At 52.8% G+C, this 15,820-nt stretch carries 19 protein-coding genes; 12 read left to right on the forward strand and 7 right to left on the reverse strand.

Going from position 1 to position 15,820, the window contains the following annotated elements; genetic code table 11:
* Nucleotides 1-15: 15 nt before the first annotated feature.
* The 3 genes from gshB (at nucleotide 16) to ruvX (ending at nucleotide 2,158) form a co-directional block, all read left to right on the forward strand.
* Nucleotides 16-963, forward strand: coding sequence for a glutathione synthase (gene gshB / locus NA389_RS13610; protein WP_000593248.1), 948 nt, complete (start codon nucleotides 16-18; stop codon nucleotides 961-963).
* A 215-nt stretch (nucleotides 964-1,178) separates the two neighbouring features.
* Complete coding sequence (locus NA389_RS13615; protein ID WP_001053167.1) at nucleotides 1,179-1,742, forward strand: YqgE/AlgH family protein; 564 nt, start codon at nucleotides 1,179-1,181, stop codon at nucleotides 1,740-1,742.
* Nucleotides 1,742-2,158: a Holliday junction resolvase RuvX gene (gene ruvX, locus NA389_RS13620; protein ID WP_000017096.1), complete on the forward strand. Its 417-nt coding sequence runs from the start codon at nucleotides 1,742-1,744 to the stop codon at nucleotides 2,156-2,158. The genes NA389_RS13615 and ruvX overlap by 1 nt, the downstream gene beginning before the upstream one ends.
* 46 nt (nucleotides 2,159-2,204) lie before the next feature.
* Here ruvX and NA389_RS13625 read toward each other — a convergent pair whose 3' ends face one another.
* Nucleotides 2,205-2,891 (reverse strand): IclR family transcriptional regulator domain-containing protein, encoded by a 687-nt coding sequence (locus tag NA389_RS13625; protein WP_000098339.1) that lies wholly within the window; start codon nucleotides 2,889-2,891, stop codon nucleotides 2,205-2,207.
* Nucleotides 2,892-3,022: 131 nt separating this feature from the next.
* A complete protein-coding gene (locus NA389_RS13630; RefSeq protein ID WP_001055640.1) occupies nucleotides 3,023-4,003 on the reverse strand; it encodes a type IV pilus twitching motility protein PilT in 981 nt (326 codons plus the stop codon).
* A gap of 17 nt (nucleotides 4,004-4,020) precedes the next feature.
* Here NA389_RS13630 and NA389_RS13635 point away from each other — a divergent pair, with 17 nt between their 5' ends.
* From NA389_RS13635 to hemW, 5 genes are read left to right on the forward strand one after another with little or no spacing between them, the layout of a single operon-like run.
* Complete coding sequence (locus tag NA389_RS13635) at nucleotides 4,021-4,725, forward strand: YggS family pyridoxal phosphate-dependent enzyme (protein WP_000997812.1); 705 nt, start codon at nucleotides 4,021-4,023, stop codon at nucleotides 4,723-4,725.
* An 18-nt stretch (nucleotides 4,726-4,743) separates the two neighbouring features.
* Complete coding sequence (locus tag NA389_RS13640) at nucleotides 4,744-5,310, forward strand: YggT family protein (protein WP_001094848.1); 567 nt, start codon at nucleotides 4,744-4,746, stop codon at nucleotides 5,308-5,310.
* The gene (gene yggU / locus NA389_RS13645) at nucleotides 5,307-5,597 is read left to right on the forward strand and encodes a DUF167 family protein YggU (protein ID WP_001277203.1); all 291 of its coding nucleotides are present in this window, start codon (nucleotides 5,307-5,309) and stop codon (nucleotides 5,595-5,597) included. The genes NA389_RS13640 and yggU overlap by 4 nt, the downstream gene beginning before the upstream one ends.
* Before the next feature lie 7 nt (nucleotides 5,598-5,604).
* On the forward strand, nucleotides 5,605-6,198 hold the full coding sequence (locus NA389_RS13650) for an XTP/dITP diphosphatase (protein ID WP_001174771.1): 594 nt from the start codon (nucleotides 5,605-5,607) through the stop codon (nucleotides 6,196-6,198).
* On the forward strand, nucleotides 6,191-7,327 hold the full coding sequence (hemW, locus tag NA389_RS13655; protein ID WP_001096532.1) for a radical SAM family heme chaperone HemW: 1,137 nt from the start codon (nucleotides 6,191-6,193) through the stop codon (nucleotides 7,325-7,327). The genes NA389_RS13650 and hemW overlap by 8 nt, the downstream gene beginning before the upstream one ends.
* A gap of 91 nt (nucleotides 7,328-7,418) precedes the next feature.
* On the opposite strand, the gene NA389_RS13660 is transcribed toward hemW, so the two are convergent.
* The 5 genes from NA389_RS13660 to trmB form a co-directional block, all read right to left on the reverse strand.
* Complete coding sequence (locus NA389_RS13660) at nucleotides 7,419-8,426, reverse strand: DUF1202 family protein (RefSeq protein ID WP_000252186.1); 1,008 nt, start codon at nucleotides 8,424-8,426, stop codon at nucleotides 7,419-7,421.
* A gap of 132 nt (nucleotides 8,427-8,558) precedes the next feature.
* Complete coding sequence (gene ansB / locus NA389_RS13665; RefSeq protein WP_000394189.1) at nucleotides 8,559-9,605, reverse strand: L-asparaginase 2; 1,047 nt, start codon at nucleotides 9,603-9,605, stop codon at nucleotides 8,559-8,561.
* Nucleotides 9,606-9,793: 188 nt separating this feature from the next.
* Nucleotides 9,794-10,513 carry a DUF2884 domain-containing protein gene (locus NA389_RS13670; protein WP_000984836.1) on the reverse strand — a complete coding sequence of 240 codons (720 nt, stop codon included), beginning with the start codon at nucleotides 10,511-10,513 and terminating at the stop codon, nucleotides 9,794-9,796.
* 49 nt (nucleotides 10,514-10,562) lie between these two features.
* The gene (locus tag NA389_RS13675) at nucleotides 10,563-10,889 is read right to left on the reverse strand and encodes a YggL family protein (RefSeq protein WP_001107559.1); all 327 of its coding nucleotides are present in this window, start codon (nucleotides 10,887-10,889) and stop codon (nucleotides 10,563-10,565) included.
* Entirely contained in the window at nucleotides 10,889-11,608 is a 720-nt protein-coding gene (trmB, locus tag NA389_RS13680; RefSeq protein WP_000786890.1) for a tRNA (guanosine(46)-N7)-methyltransferase TrmB, read from the reverse strand. Before trmB ends, NA389_RS13675 begins: the two co-directional genes overlap by 1 nt.
* A gap of 154 nt (nucleotides 11,609-11,762) precedes the next feature.
* Between trmB and mutY the strand changes: the two genes are divergently transcribed.
* The 4 genes from mutY to NA389_RS13700 all read left to right on the forward strand — a co-directional run bounded on the left by mutY (nucleotide 11,763) and on the right by NA389_RS13700 (nucleotide 15,789).
* Nucleotides 11,763-12,815: an A/G-specific adenine glycosylase gene (gene mutY, locus NA389_RS13685; protein WP_001148961.1), complete on the forward strand. Its 1,053-nt coding sequence runs from the start codon at nucleotides 11,763-11,765 to the stop codon at nucleotides 12,813-12,815.
* Between the two features lie 27 nt (nucleotides 12,816-12,842).
* Nucleotides 12,843-13,118: an oxidative damage protection protein gene (locus NA389_RS13690; protein ID WP_000091706.1), complete on the forward strand. Its 276-nt coding sequence runs from the start codon at nucleotides 12,843-12,845 to the stop codon at nucleotides 13,116-13,118.
* Between the two features lie 112 nt (nucleotides 13,119-13,230).
* Nucleotides 13,231-14,316 carry a membrane-bound lytic murein transglycosylase MltC gene (gene mltC, locus NA389_RS13695; RefSeq protein ID WP_000976289.1) on the forward strand — a complete coding sequence of 362 codons (1,086 nt, stop codon included), beginning with the start codon at nucleotides 13,231-13,233 and terminating at the stop codon, nucleotides 14,314-14,316.
* A gap of 216 nt (nucleotides 14,317-14,532) precedes the next feature.
* Nucleotides 14,533-15,789 carry a nucleoside permease gene (locus NA389_RS13700; protein WP_001049805.1) on the forward strand — a complete coding sequence of 419 codons (1,257 nt, stop codon included), beginning with the start codon at nucleotides 14,533-14,535 and terminating at the stop codon, nucleotides 15,787-15,789.
* The last annotated feature ends 31 nt before the right edge of the window (nucleotides 15,790-15,820 follow it).

Here is a 15,820-nt window from a genome sequence, read left to right on the forward strand (position 1 = left end):
TTAACGGAGAAAATAATGATCAAGCTCGGCATCGTGATGGACCCCATCGCACACATCAACATCAAGAAAGACACCAGTTTCGCTATGCTGCTGGAAGCCCAACGTCGTGGTTATGAACTTCATTATATGGAGATGGCCGACCTTTATCTGATTAACGGCGAAGCCCGCGCCCGCACGCGAACGTTGAGCGTGGAGCAAAATTACGATAAATGGTACGAGTTCGGCAGCGAGCAGGAGATTAAACTTGCCGACCTCGACGTTATCCTGATGCGTAAAGATCCGCCGTTTGATACCGAGTTTATTTATGCGACCTATATTCTGGAACGCGCTGAAGAGGAAGGGACGCTGATCGTCAACAAACCGCAAAGCCTGCGCGACTGTAATGAAAAACTGTATACTGCCTGGTTTGCCGATCTGACGCCGGAAACGCTGGTAACGCGCAATAAAGCGCAGCTCAAAGCGTTTTGGGAAAAGCACGGCGATATCATTATGAAACCGCTGGACGGTATGGGCGGCGCGTCCATTTTCCGCGTTAAGGAAGGCGATCCTAACATAGGCGTTATTGCCGAAACGCTGACCGAGCTGGGCAACCGCTACTGCATGGCGCAGAACTATTTGCCCGCTATCAAAGATGGCGATAAGCGCGTACTGGTCGTCGACGGCGAGCCGGTGCCTTACTGCCTGGCGCGTATTCCGCAGGGCGGCGAAACCCGCGGCAACCTGGCGGCTGGTGGTCGCGGCGAACCCCGTCCGTTGAGCGAAAGCGACTGGGAAATCGCCCGCCGCGTTGGACCAACGCTTAAAGCCAAAGGGCTTATTTTCGTCGGTCTGGATATTATCGGCGACCGCTTAACGGAAATTAACGTGACCAGCCCAACCTGCGTGCGTGAAATTGAAGCGGAATATCCGATCTCTATCACCGGGATGTTGATGGACGCCATCGAAGCGCGTCTGGCGAAGTAAACGTTTATTGCCCGGTGGCGTGCGCTTACCGGGCCTGAGCAATCACGCCGCCCCGGTCGGATAAGGCGGCGCATCAGCATCGCCATCCGGCAATCAATTGCCCGATAAGGCAGCTGTCCTTTGGCAAAAGACGGCTTATATGAGTGACAACCGTCCGCTTTCCCCACATACTGAACGCTGTCGTTTTTTTGAACCAGGAAACAGAACCTCTGACAATGAATTTACAGCATCACTTTCTTATTGCCATGCCTGCGCTCCAGGACCCGATTTTCCGCCGTTCCGTGGTGTATATTTGCGAGCACAACCAGGACGGCGCTATGGGGATTATTATTAATAAGCCTTTGGAAAATCTGCAAATTGAAGGGATTCTGGAAAAACTAAAAATTACGCCGGAACCGCGCGATTCGGCAATTCGTCTTGATAAAGCCGTGATGCTCGGCGGCCCGCTGGCGGAAGATCGCGGATTTATTCTCCATACTCCGCCGTCACGTTTCGCCTCCAGCATTCGTATCTCAGACAATACCGTGATTACCACCTCCCGCGATGTGCTGGAAACGTTAGGTACCCAACAACAGCCTTCCGATGTGCTGGTCGCGCTGGGCTACGCCTCCTGGGATAAAGGCCAGCTTGAACAAGAGTTGCTTGATAACGCCTGGCTTACCGCGCCCGCCGATCTCAATATTTTGTTCAAAACGCCCATTGCCGAGCGCTGGCGCGAAGCGGCAAAACTTATTGGCATTGATATTCTGACCATGCCTGGCGTTGCGGGGCACGCCTGATGAGCGGTACCTTACTGGCCTTTGACTTCGGCACAAAAAGCATCGGCGTTGCAATAGGACAACGCATTACCGGCACCGCCCGTCCGCTTCCGGCAATCAAAGCACAGGACGGCACGCCCGACTGGACGCTCATTGAACGTTTGCTGAAAGAGTGGCAGCCAGACGAAATTATTGTCGGGCTACCGCTTAATATGGATGGCACTGAACAACCGCTGACGGCGCGCGCACGTAAATTCGCTAACCGTATTCATGGGCGTTTCGGGGTAACTGTCACGCTGCACGATGAACGACTCAGCACCGTTGAAGCACGCTCCGGTCTGTTTGAACGAGGTGGGTATCGCGCGCTGAACAAAGGCAAAGTGGACTCGGCCTCCGCCGTGATTATCCTCGAAAGCTATTTTGAACAGGGGTATTAAAGCCGTTTTTGTCAGCAGGCGGATAACGCGGTCACGGTTGCCAGGCTTACTGGGCAATACGCTGGTTTAATGCCTTCAACGCCTGTAAACGCGCAGCCGCCTCCGCCTCATCAATCCGCCACATTCCCGCAAAGGCCAGCGCTGCGGCGTGCTTGTCTAGCGGTTGCGCCATAGAAACTTCACCATCAGCGTGATGCCACAGCACGTATCCCCGCTGGCGCTGCTGCGCCACATGCGGCGCCAGATTACGCCACTGCTCCGGAGTAAAACGCTGCATTAGCGCCTCATCGCTTTCTGCCGCCAGTAACGCCACTCCTGTTACCGACTGCCAGGCCGGGCACATGCGAAACCCCGCCAACGCCTGACTTCCCTGCGAACCCGGCGTAGAGTGATAAATATAGATAATCTGGTCTTCCCATAGCACGCCTAATGCCACCACGATGTCTTTGGGCGCATGGCGCTCAAGGATAGGCAACGCATGGGAGAACAGCGCTGAACCGCGAATCGCCTGCACCGCCAAAGCATGAATGCCTGGCCCGGGTAAATAGCGTCGGTGCTCATCCTGCATCGTGAGTCCAATAGAGGCCATCGTCATTAACAGGCGATTAACGCGCGTGGTATTAATATCCATCAGCCGGGCAAGCTCGCGACATCCGATAGCACGGTCGCTGGAAACCAGATATTGCAGACAGCGAATGCCATCTATCAGGCTTTGATTCGGTTGTGATGACATCGTTAAATGGCTTCGCTGTGGTTTTAACAAAGCTGCGATTTTAACGCCGGTTCGCCAGGATACAAGCCTGTATACCGTTCAATCCACCGCGCCAGTCAACACTTTCCTCCCCCCCTACGCCGCCATCTTCGCTACAGTCGTCCCTGCGCCTGACGCCATTGCGCGCTCTGGGCGAATGTCATCATCCCCTGCTGCTGCCCGGTTTGTATCACGTGGGCCAACTGATGGAGTTTGCCTTCACGGATCAAATTCCCTGTGGCTGGCGTATTAATCAGTAATTCAAACAACGCCACGCGCCCATCCTGTCTGTCGACCTCCAGTTTTTGTGATAGTACGGCGCGCAGACTACCCGCCAGTTGACTGCGTATCGGTTCTTTTTCCTGCGCCGGAAAACTATCCACTAATCTTTCCACCGCCTGCGCCGCACCGCGAGTATGCAGGGTTGCCAGTACCAGATGCCCAGTTTCCGCCGCCGTCAGCGCCAGGCGAATGGTCTCGCTGTCACGCAGCTCTCCCAGTAAAATGACATCGGGATCTTCACGTAACGCCGCGCGCAGCCCGGCGGCAAAAGTGGCGCAATGCTGGCCGATTTCCCGCTGCTGTATCAGGCAACGCTTGCTGGTGTAACGGTATTCAATAGGATCTTCCAGCGTCAGGATATGTTTATCGGCATGTTGATTAAGATATCCCACCATCGCCGCCAGCGTGGTGGACTTCCCGCAGCCAGTAGCGCCAGTGACCAGAATCAGTCCGTTCTCGCTGGCAAGCAGTACGGGTACTATCGGCGGCGTCTGGATTTCCGCCAGATCAGGACAACGCTCGGGCAATAGCCGTAGCGCCAGCGACGTTCCCTGTTGATGTATGAACGCACTGGCGCGCAGGCGCCGCGTGCCAGACAGCGAGACGGCGAAATCAAGCTGGCCGTGCGTTCGCCACTGATATTGTTGCGCATCATTAAGCCAATCAAGCAGAAGCCTGTCGACATCAGGCGCGGTAAAAGGCGCGTTCTCCATGCGTCCTTGTTTGCGCCATCGCGCAGGCCAGGCGTTACACAGGTGTAGATCCGAGACGTTATGCTTTACACTAAGCGTCACAATTTCTTCCATATTCATATAAACATCCTCGGAAAATGAACGATATCGCGCATAACCTGGCATACATCCGGGACAAAATCTCCGCCGCGGCGACGCGTTGCGGCCGCTCTTCAGAAGAAGTTACGTTGCTTGCAGTGAGTAAAACCAAACCTGCGAGCGACATCGCAGAAGCCATTGCCGCCGGACAACGGGCATTTGGTGAAAATTATGTACAAGAGGGGGTGGAAAAAATCCGCCACTTTCAGGAAGCGAAAGTGGAAGGCCTGCACTGGCACTTTATTGGCCCTTTACAGTCCAACAAAAGTCGGCTGGTGGCCGAGCATTTTGACTGGTGTCATACCATCGATCGCCTGCGTATCGCCTCGCGGCTGAGCGAACAGCGTCCGGATAATCTGCCGGCGCTAAATGTTCTGATCCAAATTAATATCAGCGATGAAAACAGCAAATCAGGCATTCCGCTGGCGGAACTGGATGAGCTGGCCGCGGCGGTGGCTACACTGCCGCGTCTGCGGCTTCGCGGACTGATGGCGATCCCGGCGCCAGAGTCAGATTATGTAAGGCAGTTTGAAGTCGCACGTCAAATGGCTGTAGCATTTGCCGGGCTGAAAGCGCGCTACCCTGACGTTGATACCCTATCTCTGGGTATGAGCGACGATATGGAAGCCGCGATTGCGGCAGGTAGCACAATGGTGCGCATCGGCACCGCTATCTTTGGTGCTCGTGATTACACAAAAAATTAAGGAAAACTGAGGAACGCCATGAATACGTTGACCTTCCTGCTCTCAACGGTAATTGAGCTGTATACCATGGTGCTATTATTGCGCGTGTGGATGCAGTGGGCCCGCTGTGACTTTTACAACCCTTTCTCCCAGTTCGTGGTGAAAATTACGCAGCCCATCATCGGACCGCTGCGTCGTATTATCCCGCCAATGGGGCCGATTGACAGCGCTTCCCTGCTGGTGGCGTTTATTCTTAGCGTTATTAAGGCGATAGTGCTGTTTAAGGTAATTACGTTTCAGGCGATTATCTGGATTGCTGCGGTGCTTATCTTGCTTAAAACAATCGGCCTGCTGATCTTCTGGGTGCTGCTGGTCATGGCTATCATGAGCTGGGTGAGCCAGGGTCGTAGCCCGATTGAATATGTATTGATTCAGCTTGCCGAGCCGCTGCTCAGCCCGATTCGCCGTATACTGCCTGCGATGGGCGGCATCGACTTCTCGCCGATGGTTCTGGTGCTGCTGCTGTATGTCGTTAATATGGGGATCGCTGAAGTCTTACAAGCGACAGGCAACATGTTGCTGCCGGGGCTGTGGATGGCGCTATGAGTGCTGTGACTCGCTGCGAAGACGGTCTGGTGTTACGGCTTTATATTCAGCCGAAAGCCAGCCGCGACAGTATTGTGGGCTTACATGGCGACGAGGTGAAAGTCGCCATTACTGCCCCGCCGGTTGACGGTCAGGCAAACAGCCATCTGATCAAGTTTCTCGGTAAACAGTTTCGCGTGGCGAAAAGTCAGATCGTCATCGAAAAAGGCGAGCTGGGCCGTCACAAACAGGTAAAAATTATTCACCCGCAACAGATCCCGCCGGAAATTGCGGCGTTAACTGAGTAGGTATCCCATGCAAAAAGTTGTTCTCGCAACCGGCAACGCCGGTAAAGTGCGCGAGCTCGCGTCGCTGTTAAGCGATTTTGGGCTTGATGTGGTAGCGCAAACGGAACTGGGCGTCGATTCCGCGGAAGAAACCGGCCTGACGTTTATTGAAAACGCGATTCTCAAAGCGCGCCATGCCGCTAAAATGACCGGTCTGCCCGCCATTGCCGATGACTCCGGTCTGGCCGTTGACGTTTTAGGCGGCGCGCCGGGTATCTATTCCGCGCGCTATTCTGGCGAAAACGCGACAGATCAGCAAAACTTGGAAAAACTGCTGCATACTCTACGGGATGTTCCGGACGACAAACGCCAGGCGCGATTCCATTGTGTACTGGTTTATTTGCGTCATGCCGAAGATCCCACACCGATAGTCTGTCACGGTAGCTGGTCTGGCGTTATTACTCGCCAGGCGGCCGGAAATGGCGGATTTGGCTATGATCCCATTTTCTTCGTACCGTCTGAAGGCAAAACCGCCGCAGAACTGACCCGTGAAGAAAAAAGCGCGATTTCCCACCGTGGACAAGCGCTCAAGCTGCTGCTGGATGCGTTACGCAATGGCTAAACTACCGCCGCTCAGTCTTTATATTCATATTCCCTGGTGTGTACAAAAATGTCCATATTGCGACTTCAATTCCCATGCGTTGAAGGGCGAGGTGCCGCATGACGACTACGTCCAGCATCTGTTAAGCGATCTGGATGCCGACGTCGCCTGGGCGCAAGGGCGTGAAGTAAAGACCATTTTTATTGGCGGCGGTACGCCAAGCCTGCTTTCCGGGCCGGCGATGCAAACGCTGCTGGACGGCGTGCGTGCGCGCCTGAATCTGGCGGCGGATGCGGAAATTACCATGGAAGCGAACCCCGGCACGGTCGAAGCCGACCGCTTCATCGACTATCAGCGCGCCGGCGTAAACCGGATCTCCATTGGCGTGCAGAGCTTTAGTGAGCCTAAGCTGAAACGTCTTGGCCGTATTCACGGTCCACAAGAGGCGATGCGGGCAGCAAGACTGGCAAATGGGCTTGGGCTACGCAGCTTTAACCTCGACTTGATGCATGGATTGCCGGACCAAACGCTGGAAGAGGCGCTGAACGATTTGCGACAGGCAATTGCGCTTAATCCGCCGCATCTCTCATGGTATCAATTGACGATTGAACCCAACACTCTGTTCGGTTCGCGTCCGCCGGTTTTACCGGACGATGACGCTCTGTGGGATATCTTTGAGCAGGGCCACCAGTTACTAACCGCCGCGGGCTATCAGCAATACGAAACGTCGGCCTATGCCAAACCCGGTTATCAGTGCCAGCATAATCTGAACTACTGGCGCTTTGGCGACTATCTGGGTATTGGCTGCGGCGCCCACGGTAAAGTCACCTTCCCGGGCGGCAGGATCCTGCGCACCACCAAAACCCGTCACCCACGCGGTTATATGCAGGGACGTTACCTGGAAAGCCAGCGTGACGTGAGTGATGACGATAAACCCTTTGAGTTCTTTATGAACCGTTTTCGGTTGCTGGAGCGCGCGCCTCGCGCCGAATTTGTCGACTACACCGGGCTTACGGAAGCGGTTATTCGTCAGCCAATCGACGAGGCTATTGCCCAGGGCTACCTGACCGAATGCGAGCAATACTGGCAGATTACCCGGCACGGTAAACTGTTTTTAAACTCTCTTCTTGAGTTGTTTCTCGCGGAATAACAAGGAATAAGCCTGTCGCGCCAGCGGGTAAAATACCTGATGGCGCGACGCTTACCGATCTGTGGCGGTTAATGCGCCGCCGGCAAGCGCATTATTTAATAACGCCTTTACGACGCAAATCGTCCGTATCTTTTTTCCAGCGCTCGTAACCGTCATTAATATCCATGATTTTCATGCGGATATCACTCTGTTGCATCTGAAGTTTCTGTACCGCTATATTCAGCGGATATTGTCCTTTCTCTAACGTTATCCAGTCATTCTGCGCTTTTCGACGCAGCTCTTCTGATTTCAAAAATACCTGCCGCCGTTGCTCGTGTATGTCTAAATCTCTTTTCTGCTGAATAGCCGCTTCATTGCACGGCTCACTCTGCTTACGGCACGCGTCTAATGCCGGTTGATAGACCTCTTTTTCGTATTTCTCGGCATATACGCTGCTATCGTTGGCTTTTACATAATCATCGCGCTCTTTTAACGTCTTTTTAAACGCCTCGGCGCGGGTCAACGGTTTCCCATCAGCGCCTTTTCCCCAATATGCGTCCGCTTCTTTTTTAGCTACCGCTATTTTCTTATCCAGGGCAGAGAGTTGTTTTTCAAGACCGGGGATCGACGCTTTCTGCGCACGCCAAGAGGCTTCAATGTTGCCAAACCGATAGTTAAAGTCATCACTGTTGACGATCAGGTATTTATCATTCGTTTTAATGTCGTCAATAGCCCGGCCCTGATCGCTGGCTGCCATTTGTAATGAGTAATAGCTCACCGTCCAGCCAGAGGCTGGCGTCCCTTTGCTGGTCAACATGGCAGAAAATTTAACGGGACGATCTTTGGTCCAGGTTTTTTCAACAAAATAATAATCCGCCGCCATACCAACGCCGGTATACATATCTTCACGGGAAGAAATATCCCCTTCGGCAGACCAGGTGGCCTGATTGCCCCTCGAATCAAGATTTTTTAAGGTAATGGAATCCAGTTTAAGTATGCCGTGGTACTGCTTACTAAACTGTTCTTTTAAGATGTTATCGGAGGGTTGAGCAACCTCTGCCCAACTATAGTCTGAAATCAGGGCAAACAGCGCTGCGCCAGCAATCCATTGTCGAACCACTTGTGGACCTCCCGTCCAGAGACATGACGCCCACAATTATCATAACCAGGATGATAATTAGCAAGATAATAGTGTTGGTTGTGCGAGAGGTCTTCCAAAGATGGCCCCGGCCTTCCGACCGGGGCATTATCTTTAATACTGATTGAACATCGTCTGGATCTGTTTTGGATCTTTAGTCTGGGTTAATGCCAGTTGCAGTAAGACACGCGCTTTTTGCGGGTTCAGCGTGCCGGAAGCGACAAAGCCGTATTTTGCATCGTCAACTTCCGCATCCTGCGTGGTTGCGCCAGTCGGCACACGTGAAGAACGCACCACTACCGTACCGTTGTGCGCAGCGGTCGCCAGGGTATCAAAGACCGTTTTATACAGGTTGCCGTTACCCACGCCTGCGCTCACGATCCCGTCATAACCCGCGTCTACCAGCGCTTTTGCCGGCAGATCGGACGCATTCGCATAGTTATAAACGATACCGACTTTCGGCAACGCGGTCAGCTTCGACACGTCGAACGGGGTGGAGGTGGTATGTTTACGCTCTGGTGTACGCTGGTAGTCAATTTTACCGTTGTGGATATAACCCAGCGGGCCATAGTTAACCGCTTTAAACGTCGCCACGTCAGTCGTATTGGTCTTAGTGACGTCGCGTCCGTCCATCACGGTATCATTCATTACCACCAGCACGCCGCGATTGGCAGACTGTTTATCAGCCGCTGTTACTACCGCATTATAGAGGTTGAACGGGCCATCTGCGCTCATTGACGTGGAAGGGCGCATCGCGCCGACCAGTACCACCGGTTTATTGCATTTCACGGTCAGATCGAGGAAATAAGCGGTCTCTTCCATCGTATCAGTACCGTGGGTGATCACGAAACCGTCGGTGCTGTCGCACTCGGTATTGATTTTTTTCGCCAGCGTGAGCCAGACTTCATCGTTCATATCCTGCGAGCCAATGTTAACGACCTGCTCGCCTTTCACTACCGCAATGTCCTTCAATTGAGGAACGGCATCCACCAGATTTTCGACGCCGACTTTACCTGCCGTATAATTTGATTTTGTTGCTGAATCACCACCGCCAGCGATCGTTCCGCCGGTCGCTAAGATGGTGATATTCGGTAAAGCGAACGCTGCGCCGCTGAAACCCATTACCAGAGCAGCTAATGCCGTTTTCCTGAAAAACTCCATGTTATATCTCCAGTTATGTCAACTGGTCGCATTATCTCTATATTGCAGACGAATAATGTGACGCCATACGATTAACCAGCGATATATATCCAACAGAGAGTATTTTTTAGAGATGGATAACAAAATGCAGGAAAAAACAGAATAAAAAGGCGCAGATACGATCTACGCCATTGTTTAAAAAGGAAAGATTACTTCAGGCTGCCAACCAGCGCTTTGCGGCTATCTTCTAAGGTTACTACGCGGCTACAGACATCTTTGCCAAACTGCTGGAAATCTTTCTCCTGATTTTTCCATTCGTTCTGGATAGCGGTTTGCAAACCACCGAGGCTGCCCATCACGCCCTGTAAAGGATTGCCGCCGCCTTTAAGCACCGCTTTGGCGCCCATTTCGTTAATACTGTCCTGCAAAATACCGCCCATCGCCTGATTCACCAACTGCTGACCGTCGGCACGCACCTGGTCGATAGCCTTATAGTGGAACGTCAGGCCGTCCGTACGGTGTTCAATAATGCGGTTCATTTGCGCTTTTAATTGCGCATCAAGCTTCGTCAGACGGCTACGCATGTTGCTGCTTTCGCCCACCTCTTTAGCGATGATTTTATCCAGCTCCACGCGGCCTTTTTCTACGCGCGATCGGGCGCCCTCATCAATCCACGGCAGCGCGCTTCGCAGCTCCGCCTGGTAATCTTTCGCCTGCTCGCGCTGCGCGGCGCTAAGGGTGTACTGCTTACCGTTGTACATCACATTGCCGTCCGGCGTGATCACCAGGTTGCCGTTTTCACCTTTCACCTGCACCGTTTGTGGACTCAGGATCACATCGTCACGCGGCGTGACACTGCATTTGTAATCTGCATGAGCGGCCATCGCCGTCAACGTTAGCACTGCCGCCAGCAGCGTTTTGCGCATCATAACTTTCCCTCAAGACAAAGCGGGCCGGCATTTGCCGACCCTGTACTTATTAGTCCCACCAAACGTCGAAAAGTTCGCTGGTTCGGACTTCTTCAAGGTTGCGCGCTTCCAGCCACTTACGCACAATCGCCTGATGTTCTTCGGTACATTTACCGATTTCCTGCATACAAATCAGCCCTTCCCAGGCCAGGTAGCCGCTGCCGTCAAACGCCAGTTTATTAGGCTCAATAACGTCATTAATAAAGTCATCGACAGTCTTATCGATCTGCTCTTCAGATGTACCTTCCGGAAAACGCCATGCCACCGAAAATCCTAATTCCTGGAATTCGTCAATGTGCATTTTTTTACGCAGACGACGACTACGGTTCTTTGCCATTATTTCACCCTCTCGAACATTAAGTCCCATACGCCATGACCAAGACGATGGCCACGTTGTTCAAATTTCGTTACCGGGCGCGATTCCGGGCGCGGTACATAATCATTGCTCTCTGACAGATTTTTGTACCCGTCGATAGAAGACATGACTTCAAGCATGTGTTCCGCATACGCTTCCCAGTCGGTCGCCATATGGAAAACGCCGCCCAATTTCAGCTTGCTCAATACCAGTTCAGCAAACGGCACCTGAACGATACGGCGTTTATTATGACGCGCTTTATGCCACGGGTCAGGGAAAAAGAGCTGAACCATCGATAAAGAATTGTCAGGAATCATTTTATGCAACACTTCTACCGCGTCGTGGCACATGACGCGCAGGTTTTCAACGCCCTCTTCATGAGCGGACGCCAGACACGCGCCGACGCCGGGCGAATGCACTTCAATACCGAGGAAATTCTGCTCCGGGCGCGCTTTCGCCATCGCCACGAGAGACGCCCCCATGCCAAAACCAATCTCCAGCGTCACCGGCGCTTCGCGACCAAACAGCGTGGCGAAATCTACCGGCGCTTCGCTGAACTCGACGCCCATCACCGGCCAGTAGTTTTCCAGCGCGTGTTCTTGCCCCTTTGTCAGTCGCCCCTGGCGACGAACAAAACTACGAATACGGCGCAGCGGGCGACCGTTTTCATCAAATTCCGGTGAAATGACGTCGTTTTTCATAAAAGTGTAGTCTGCTGTGTTTGAGTTCTGAAAACGGGCATTATCCAAAGTTAGTTGCCGGATGCAAGCATGAAGCGCACTGCGGAAAGTTCCGGTTTACACCCTGCGGCCTCTGTGCTGCAATCTTGCCCCCGGCAATAATGAATGAGTTTCCATGCAAGCGTCTCAATTTTCAGCCCAGGTTCTGGACTGGTACGACAAATACGGGCGGAAAACGCTGCCCTGGCAAATTAACAAGACGCCTTACAAAGTATGGCTCTCGGAAGTCATGTTGCAACAAACGCAGGTGACGACGGTGATTCCTTACTTTGAGCGATTTATGGCGCGCTTTCCCACGGTGACGGATTTAGCGAATGCGCCGCTGGATGAAGTGCTCCATTTATGGACCGGGCTCGGCTATTACGCCCGCGCGCGTAATTTGCATAAAGCGGCGCAACAGGTGGCGACGCTTCACGGTGGAGAATTCCCGCAAACTTTTGCCGAAATCGCCGCGCTACCCGGCGTCGGGCGTTCAACCGCCGGCGCGATTCTCTCCCTCGCGTTAGGTAAACATTATCCGATTCTTGATGGAAACGTTAAACGTGTGCTGGCTCGCTGTTATGCTGTTAGCGGCTGGCCTGGAAAAAAAGAGGTGGAGAATACGCTGTGGACGTTGAGCGAGCAAGTGACGCCCGCACGCGGCGTGGAGCGTTTTAATCAGGCGATGATGGATCTGGGCGCGATGGTTTGTACGCGTTCAAAGCCAAAGTGCACCCTGTGTCCGCTGCAAAACAGTTGTATCGCCGCTGCGCATGAAAGCTGGTCACGCTATCCGGGCAAGAAACCGAAACAGACGTTACCGGAGCGGACGGGTTACTTTTTATTGTTACAGCATAATCAGGAGATTTTCCTGGCGCAGCGCCCTCCCAGCGGTTTATGGGGCGGACTCTACTGCTTCCCGCAGTTCGCCAGCGAAGATGAATTACGTGAATGGCTGGCGCAACGGCATGTTAACGCTGATAATTTGACCCAGCTTAACGCGTTTCGCCACACATTTAGCCATTTCCACCTGGATATTGTGCCTATGTGGCTTCCCGTGTCGTCACTGGACGCCTGCATGGATGAAGGCAGCGCGCTCTGGTATAACTTAGCGCAACCGCCGTCAGTCGGACTGGCGGCCCCCGTGGAGCGCTTGTTACAGCAGTTACGTACCGGAGCGCCAGTTTAACGCCCCGGTCGATGAAGAGGATCACTTATGAGCAGAACGATTTTTTGTACTTACCTGCAACGCGATGCTGAAGGGCAAGATTTTCAGCTCTACCCTGGCGAACTGGGAAAACGTATCTATAACGAGATCTCTAAGGACGCGTGGGCGCAGTGGCAGCATAAGCAGACCATGTTGATTAACGAGAAAAAGCTCAACATGATGAACGCCGAGCACCGTAAGCTGCTGGAACAGGAGATGGTGAGCTTCCTGTTCGAAGGCAAAGACGTTCATATCGAAGGTTATACGCCGGAAGATAAAAAATAGGCCCGTTGCTGAATGAGGCTGCGCTTATTCGGCCTGTGAGTTATGCCGGATAAGCTCTTAGCGCCGCTGCCCGGCAACATGGCATAACGACAACACAACATGCACTCCCGGAATGATGAAAAAATTACTCGCGCTTGCTGTTATTGCGCCGTTGCTCATCTCCTGCTCCAGTTCGACCAAAAAAGGCGAGACGTATAATGAAGCCTGGGTCAAGGATACCAACGGCTTTGATATTTTGATGGGGCAATTTGCCAACAATATTGAAAATCTGTGGGGATATAAGGAAGTCCTGATCGCCGGGCCGAAAGACTACGTCAAATATACCGATCAGTTCCAGACCCGTAGCCACATCAACTTTGATGATGGGACCATTACCGTTGAAACCATCGCCGGGACGGAACCTACCGCACATCTGCGCCGGGCCATTATTAAAACGTTGCTCATGGGTGACGACCCAACCTCCGTCGATCTTTACTCCGATGTCGATGACATAAAAATTTCTAAAGAACCCTTCCTGTATGGTCAGGTCCTCGACAATACCGGCCAGCCTATTCGCTGGGAAGGCCGCGCCACGACATTCGCGGATTACTTGCTGAAAACGCGGCTCAAAAGCCGCAGTAACGGCCTGCGTATTATTTACAGCGTCACCATTAATCTGGTGCCGAACCACCTTGATAAACGCGCGCATAAATACATTGGCATGGTACGCCAGGCCTCCCGTAAATACGGCGTTGACGAGTCGCTGATTCTGGCGATTATGCAAACGGAGTCCTCGTTCAACCCGTATGCGGTCAGCCACGCGGATGCGCTGGGCCTGATGCAGGTGGTGCAACACAGCGCCGGGAAAGATGTTTTCCGTTCTCAGGGTAAGTCCGGCACGCCAAGCCGTAACTTCCTGTTCGACCCCGCCAGCAATATCGATACCGGCACAGCGTATCTGGCGATGTTGAATAATGTCTATCTGAGCGGTATTGAGAATCCGACGTCGCGGCGCTATGCGGTCATTACCGCCTACAATGGCGGCGCAGGCAGCGTATTACGCGTATTCTCGAACGATAAAATTCAGGCCGCGAATATGATTAACCGCATGTCGCCGGGGGATGTGTACCAGATATTAACCACCCGACATCCATCTGCGGAGTCGCGCCGCTATCTGTATAAGGTGAATTCCGCCCAGCGATCGTATCGCCGCCGATAAACCATCGCATCCCGCCTCTGGCTGGCACAGGACAGCGGCGGGAAAGGCAAAAGTGTTAACTCCGTCACCATTTTACCTTGCAATCAGAAATTGTTTGCAAATATTTGTCACAGGTAACAAAAAAAGCCCGCCTCTCATTGATAGAATCACACCAAATCACAACGGCAAATGTGCCTTTTAAAACATTCATCCGCTCTCAGGTGTGAGGAAATTAACATGAATCTTAAGCTGCAGCTTAAAATACTTTCTTTTCTGCAGTTCTGTCTGTGGGGAAGCTGGCTCACTACCCTGGGCTCGTATATGTTCGTCACCTTAAAATTTGACGGCGCATCTATTGGCGCAGTTTATAGTTCACTGGGGATTGCCGCCGTCTTTATGCCGACCTTGCTAGGCATTGTGGCTGACAAATGGCTGAGCGCGAAATGGGTCTATGCCCTGTGTCATGTTGTCGGCGCCATCACGCTATTCATGGCCGCGGAAGTCACTACGCCTGGGGCGATGTTCTTTGTGATCCTGCTTAACTCGTTGGCCTATATGCCGACGTTGGGCTTGATCAATACCATATCGTATTACCGCCTGCAGTCTGCCGGCATGGATATTGTGACTGACTTCCCACCTATCCGTATCTGGGGTACCATTGGCTTTATTCTGGCGATGTGGGGCGTGAGTTTCTCCGGTTTCGAGCTGAGCCATATGCAGCTTTATATCGGCGCGACGCTTTCTGTTCTGCTGGTACTGTTTACCTTTACCCTGCCGCACATTCCGGTGGCGAACCAACAGAAAAACCAGAGCTGGACATCAATGCTGGGCCTTGACGCTTTTGCGCTGTTTAAAAATAAGCGGATGGCGATTTTCTTCATCTTCTCCATGATGCTGGGCGCGGAACTGCAGATCACCAACATGTTTGGCAACACCTTCCTGCATAGCTTTGATAAAGATCCGCTATTCGCCAGTAGCTTTATCGTGCAGCACGCCTCGGTGATGATGTCGATTTCGCAGATTTCTGAAACGTTATTCATCCTGACCATTCCGTTCTTCCTGAGCCGTTATGGTATTAAGAACGTTATGCTTATCAGTATTGTGGCGTGGATGCTGCGTTTCGGCCTGTTCGCTTATGGCGACCCGACGCCGTTCGGTACCGTTCTGCTGGTACTGTCGATGATTGTGTACGGCTGCGCCTTCGATTTCTTCAACATTTCTGGCTCGGTGTTTGTCGAAAAAGAAGTACGCCCGGAAATCCGCGCCAGCGCGCAGGGGATGTTCCTGATGATGACCAACGGCTTCGGCTGTATCCTGGGCGGCATTGTGAGCGGTAAAGTGGTGGAGTATTACACTCAAAACGGCATTACCGACTGGCAGACCGTGTGGCTCATCTTCGCAGGCTACTCGCTGGTGCTGGCCTTCGCGTTCGTAGCCTTGTTCAAATACAAACACGTTCGCGTTCCGGCGGTTTCGCAACCCGTTGCACATTAATCCTTGCCCTGTTTCGCAGGCCGGATAAGGC

It is taken from the genome of Salmonella sp. NW645 (genome assembly GCF_051703725.1).
In the GTDB taxonomy this organism is placed as follows: Bacteria; Pseudomonadota; Gammaproteobacteria; order Enterobacterales; family Enterobacteriaceae; genus Salmonella; species Salmonella enterica.

What these genes read in the sequence shown, in the direction of transcription:
- trmB (WP_000786890.1), bottom strand. Translation starts at nt 11,608, where the DNA reads ATGAAAAACGACGTCATTTCACCGGAATTTGATGAAAACGGTCGCCCG.
- NA389_RS13675 (WP_001107559.1), bottom strand. Translation starts at nt 10,889, where the DNA reads ATGGCAAAGAACCGTAGTCGTCGTCTGCGTAAAAAAATGCACATTGAC.
- hemW (WP_001096532.1), top strand. Translation starts at nt 6,191, where the DNA reads ATGGCTAAACTACCGCCGCTCAGTCTTTATATTCATATTCCCTGGTGT.
- ruvX (WP_000017096.1), top strand. Translation starts at nt 1,742, where the DNA reads ATGAGCGGTACCTTACTGGCCTTTGACTTCGGCACAAAAAGCATCGGC.
- mutY (WP_001148961.1), top strand. Translation starts at nt 11,763, where the DNA reads ATGCAAGCGTCTCAATTTTCAGCCCAGGTTCTGGACTGGTACGACAAA.
- NA389_RS13650 (WP_001174771.1), top strand. Translation starts at nt 5,605, where the DNA reads ATGCAAAAAGTTGTTCTCGCAACCGGCAACGCCGGTAAAGTGCGCGAG.
- NA389_RS13625 (WP_000098339.1), bottom strand. Translation starts at nt 2,891, where the DNA reads ATGTCATCACAACCGAATCAAAGCCTGATAGATGGCATTCGCTGTCTG.
- gshB (WP_000593248.1), top strand. Translation starts at nt 16, where the DNA reads ATGATCAAGCTCGGCATCGTGATGGACCCCATCGCACACATCAACATC.
- yggU (WP_001277203.1), top strand. Translation starts at nt 5,307, where the DNA reads ATGAGTGCTGTGACTCGCTGCGAAGACGGTCTGGTGTTACGGCTTTAT.
- NA389_RS13640 (WP_001094848.1), top strand. Translation starts at nt 4,744, where the DNA reads ATGAATACGTTGACCTTCCTGCTCTCAACGGTAATTGAGCTGTATACC.
- ansB (WP_000394189.1), bottom strand. Translation starts at nt 9,605, where the DNA reads ATGGAGTTTTTCAGGAAAACGGCATTAGCTGCTCTGGTAATGGGTTTC.
- NA389_RS13670 (WP_000984836.1), bottom strand. Translation starts at nt 10,513, where the DNA reads ATGATGCGCAAAACGCTGCTGGCGGCAGTGCTAACGTTGACGGCGATG.
- mltC (WP_000976289.1), top strand. Translation starts at nt 13,231, where the DNA reads ATGATGAAAAAATTACTCGCGCTTGCTGTTATTGCGCCGTTGCTCATC.
- NA389_RS13690 (WP_000091706.1), top strand. Translation starts at nt 12,843, where the DNA reads ATGAGCAGAACGATTTTTTGTACTTACCTGCAACGCGATGCTGAAGGG.
- NA389_RS13635 (WP_000997812.1), top strand. Translation starts at nt 4,021, where the DNA reads ATGAACGATATCGCGCATAACCTGGCATACATCCGGGACAAAATCTCC.
- NA389_RS13630 (WP_001055640.1), bottom strand. Translation starts at nt 4,003, where the DNA reads ATGAATATGGAAGAAATTGTGACGCTTAGTGTAAAGCATAACGTCTCG.
- NA389_RS13615 (WP_001053167.1), top strand. Translation starts at nt 1,179, where the DNA reads ATGAATTTACAGCATCACTTTCTTATTGCCATGCCTGCGCTCCAGGAC.
- NA389_RS13700 (WP_001049805.1), top strand. Translation starts at nt 14,533, where the DNA reads ATGAATCTTAAGCTGCAGCTTAAAATACTTTCTTTTCTGCAGTTCTGT.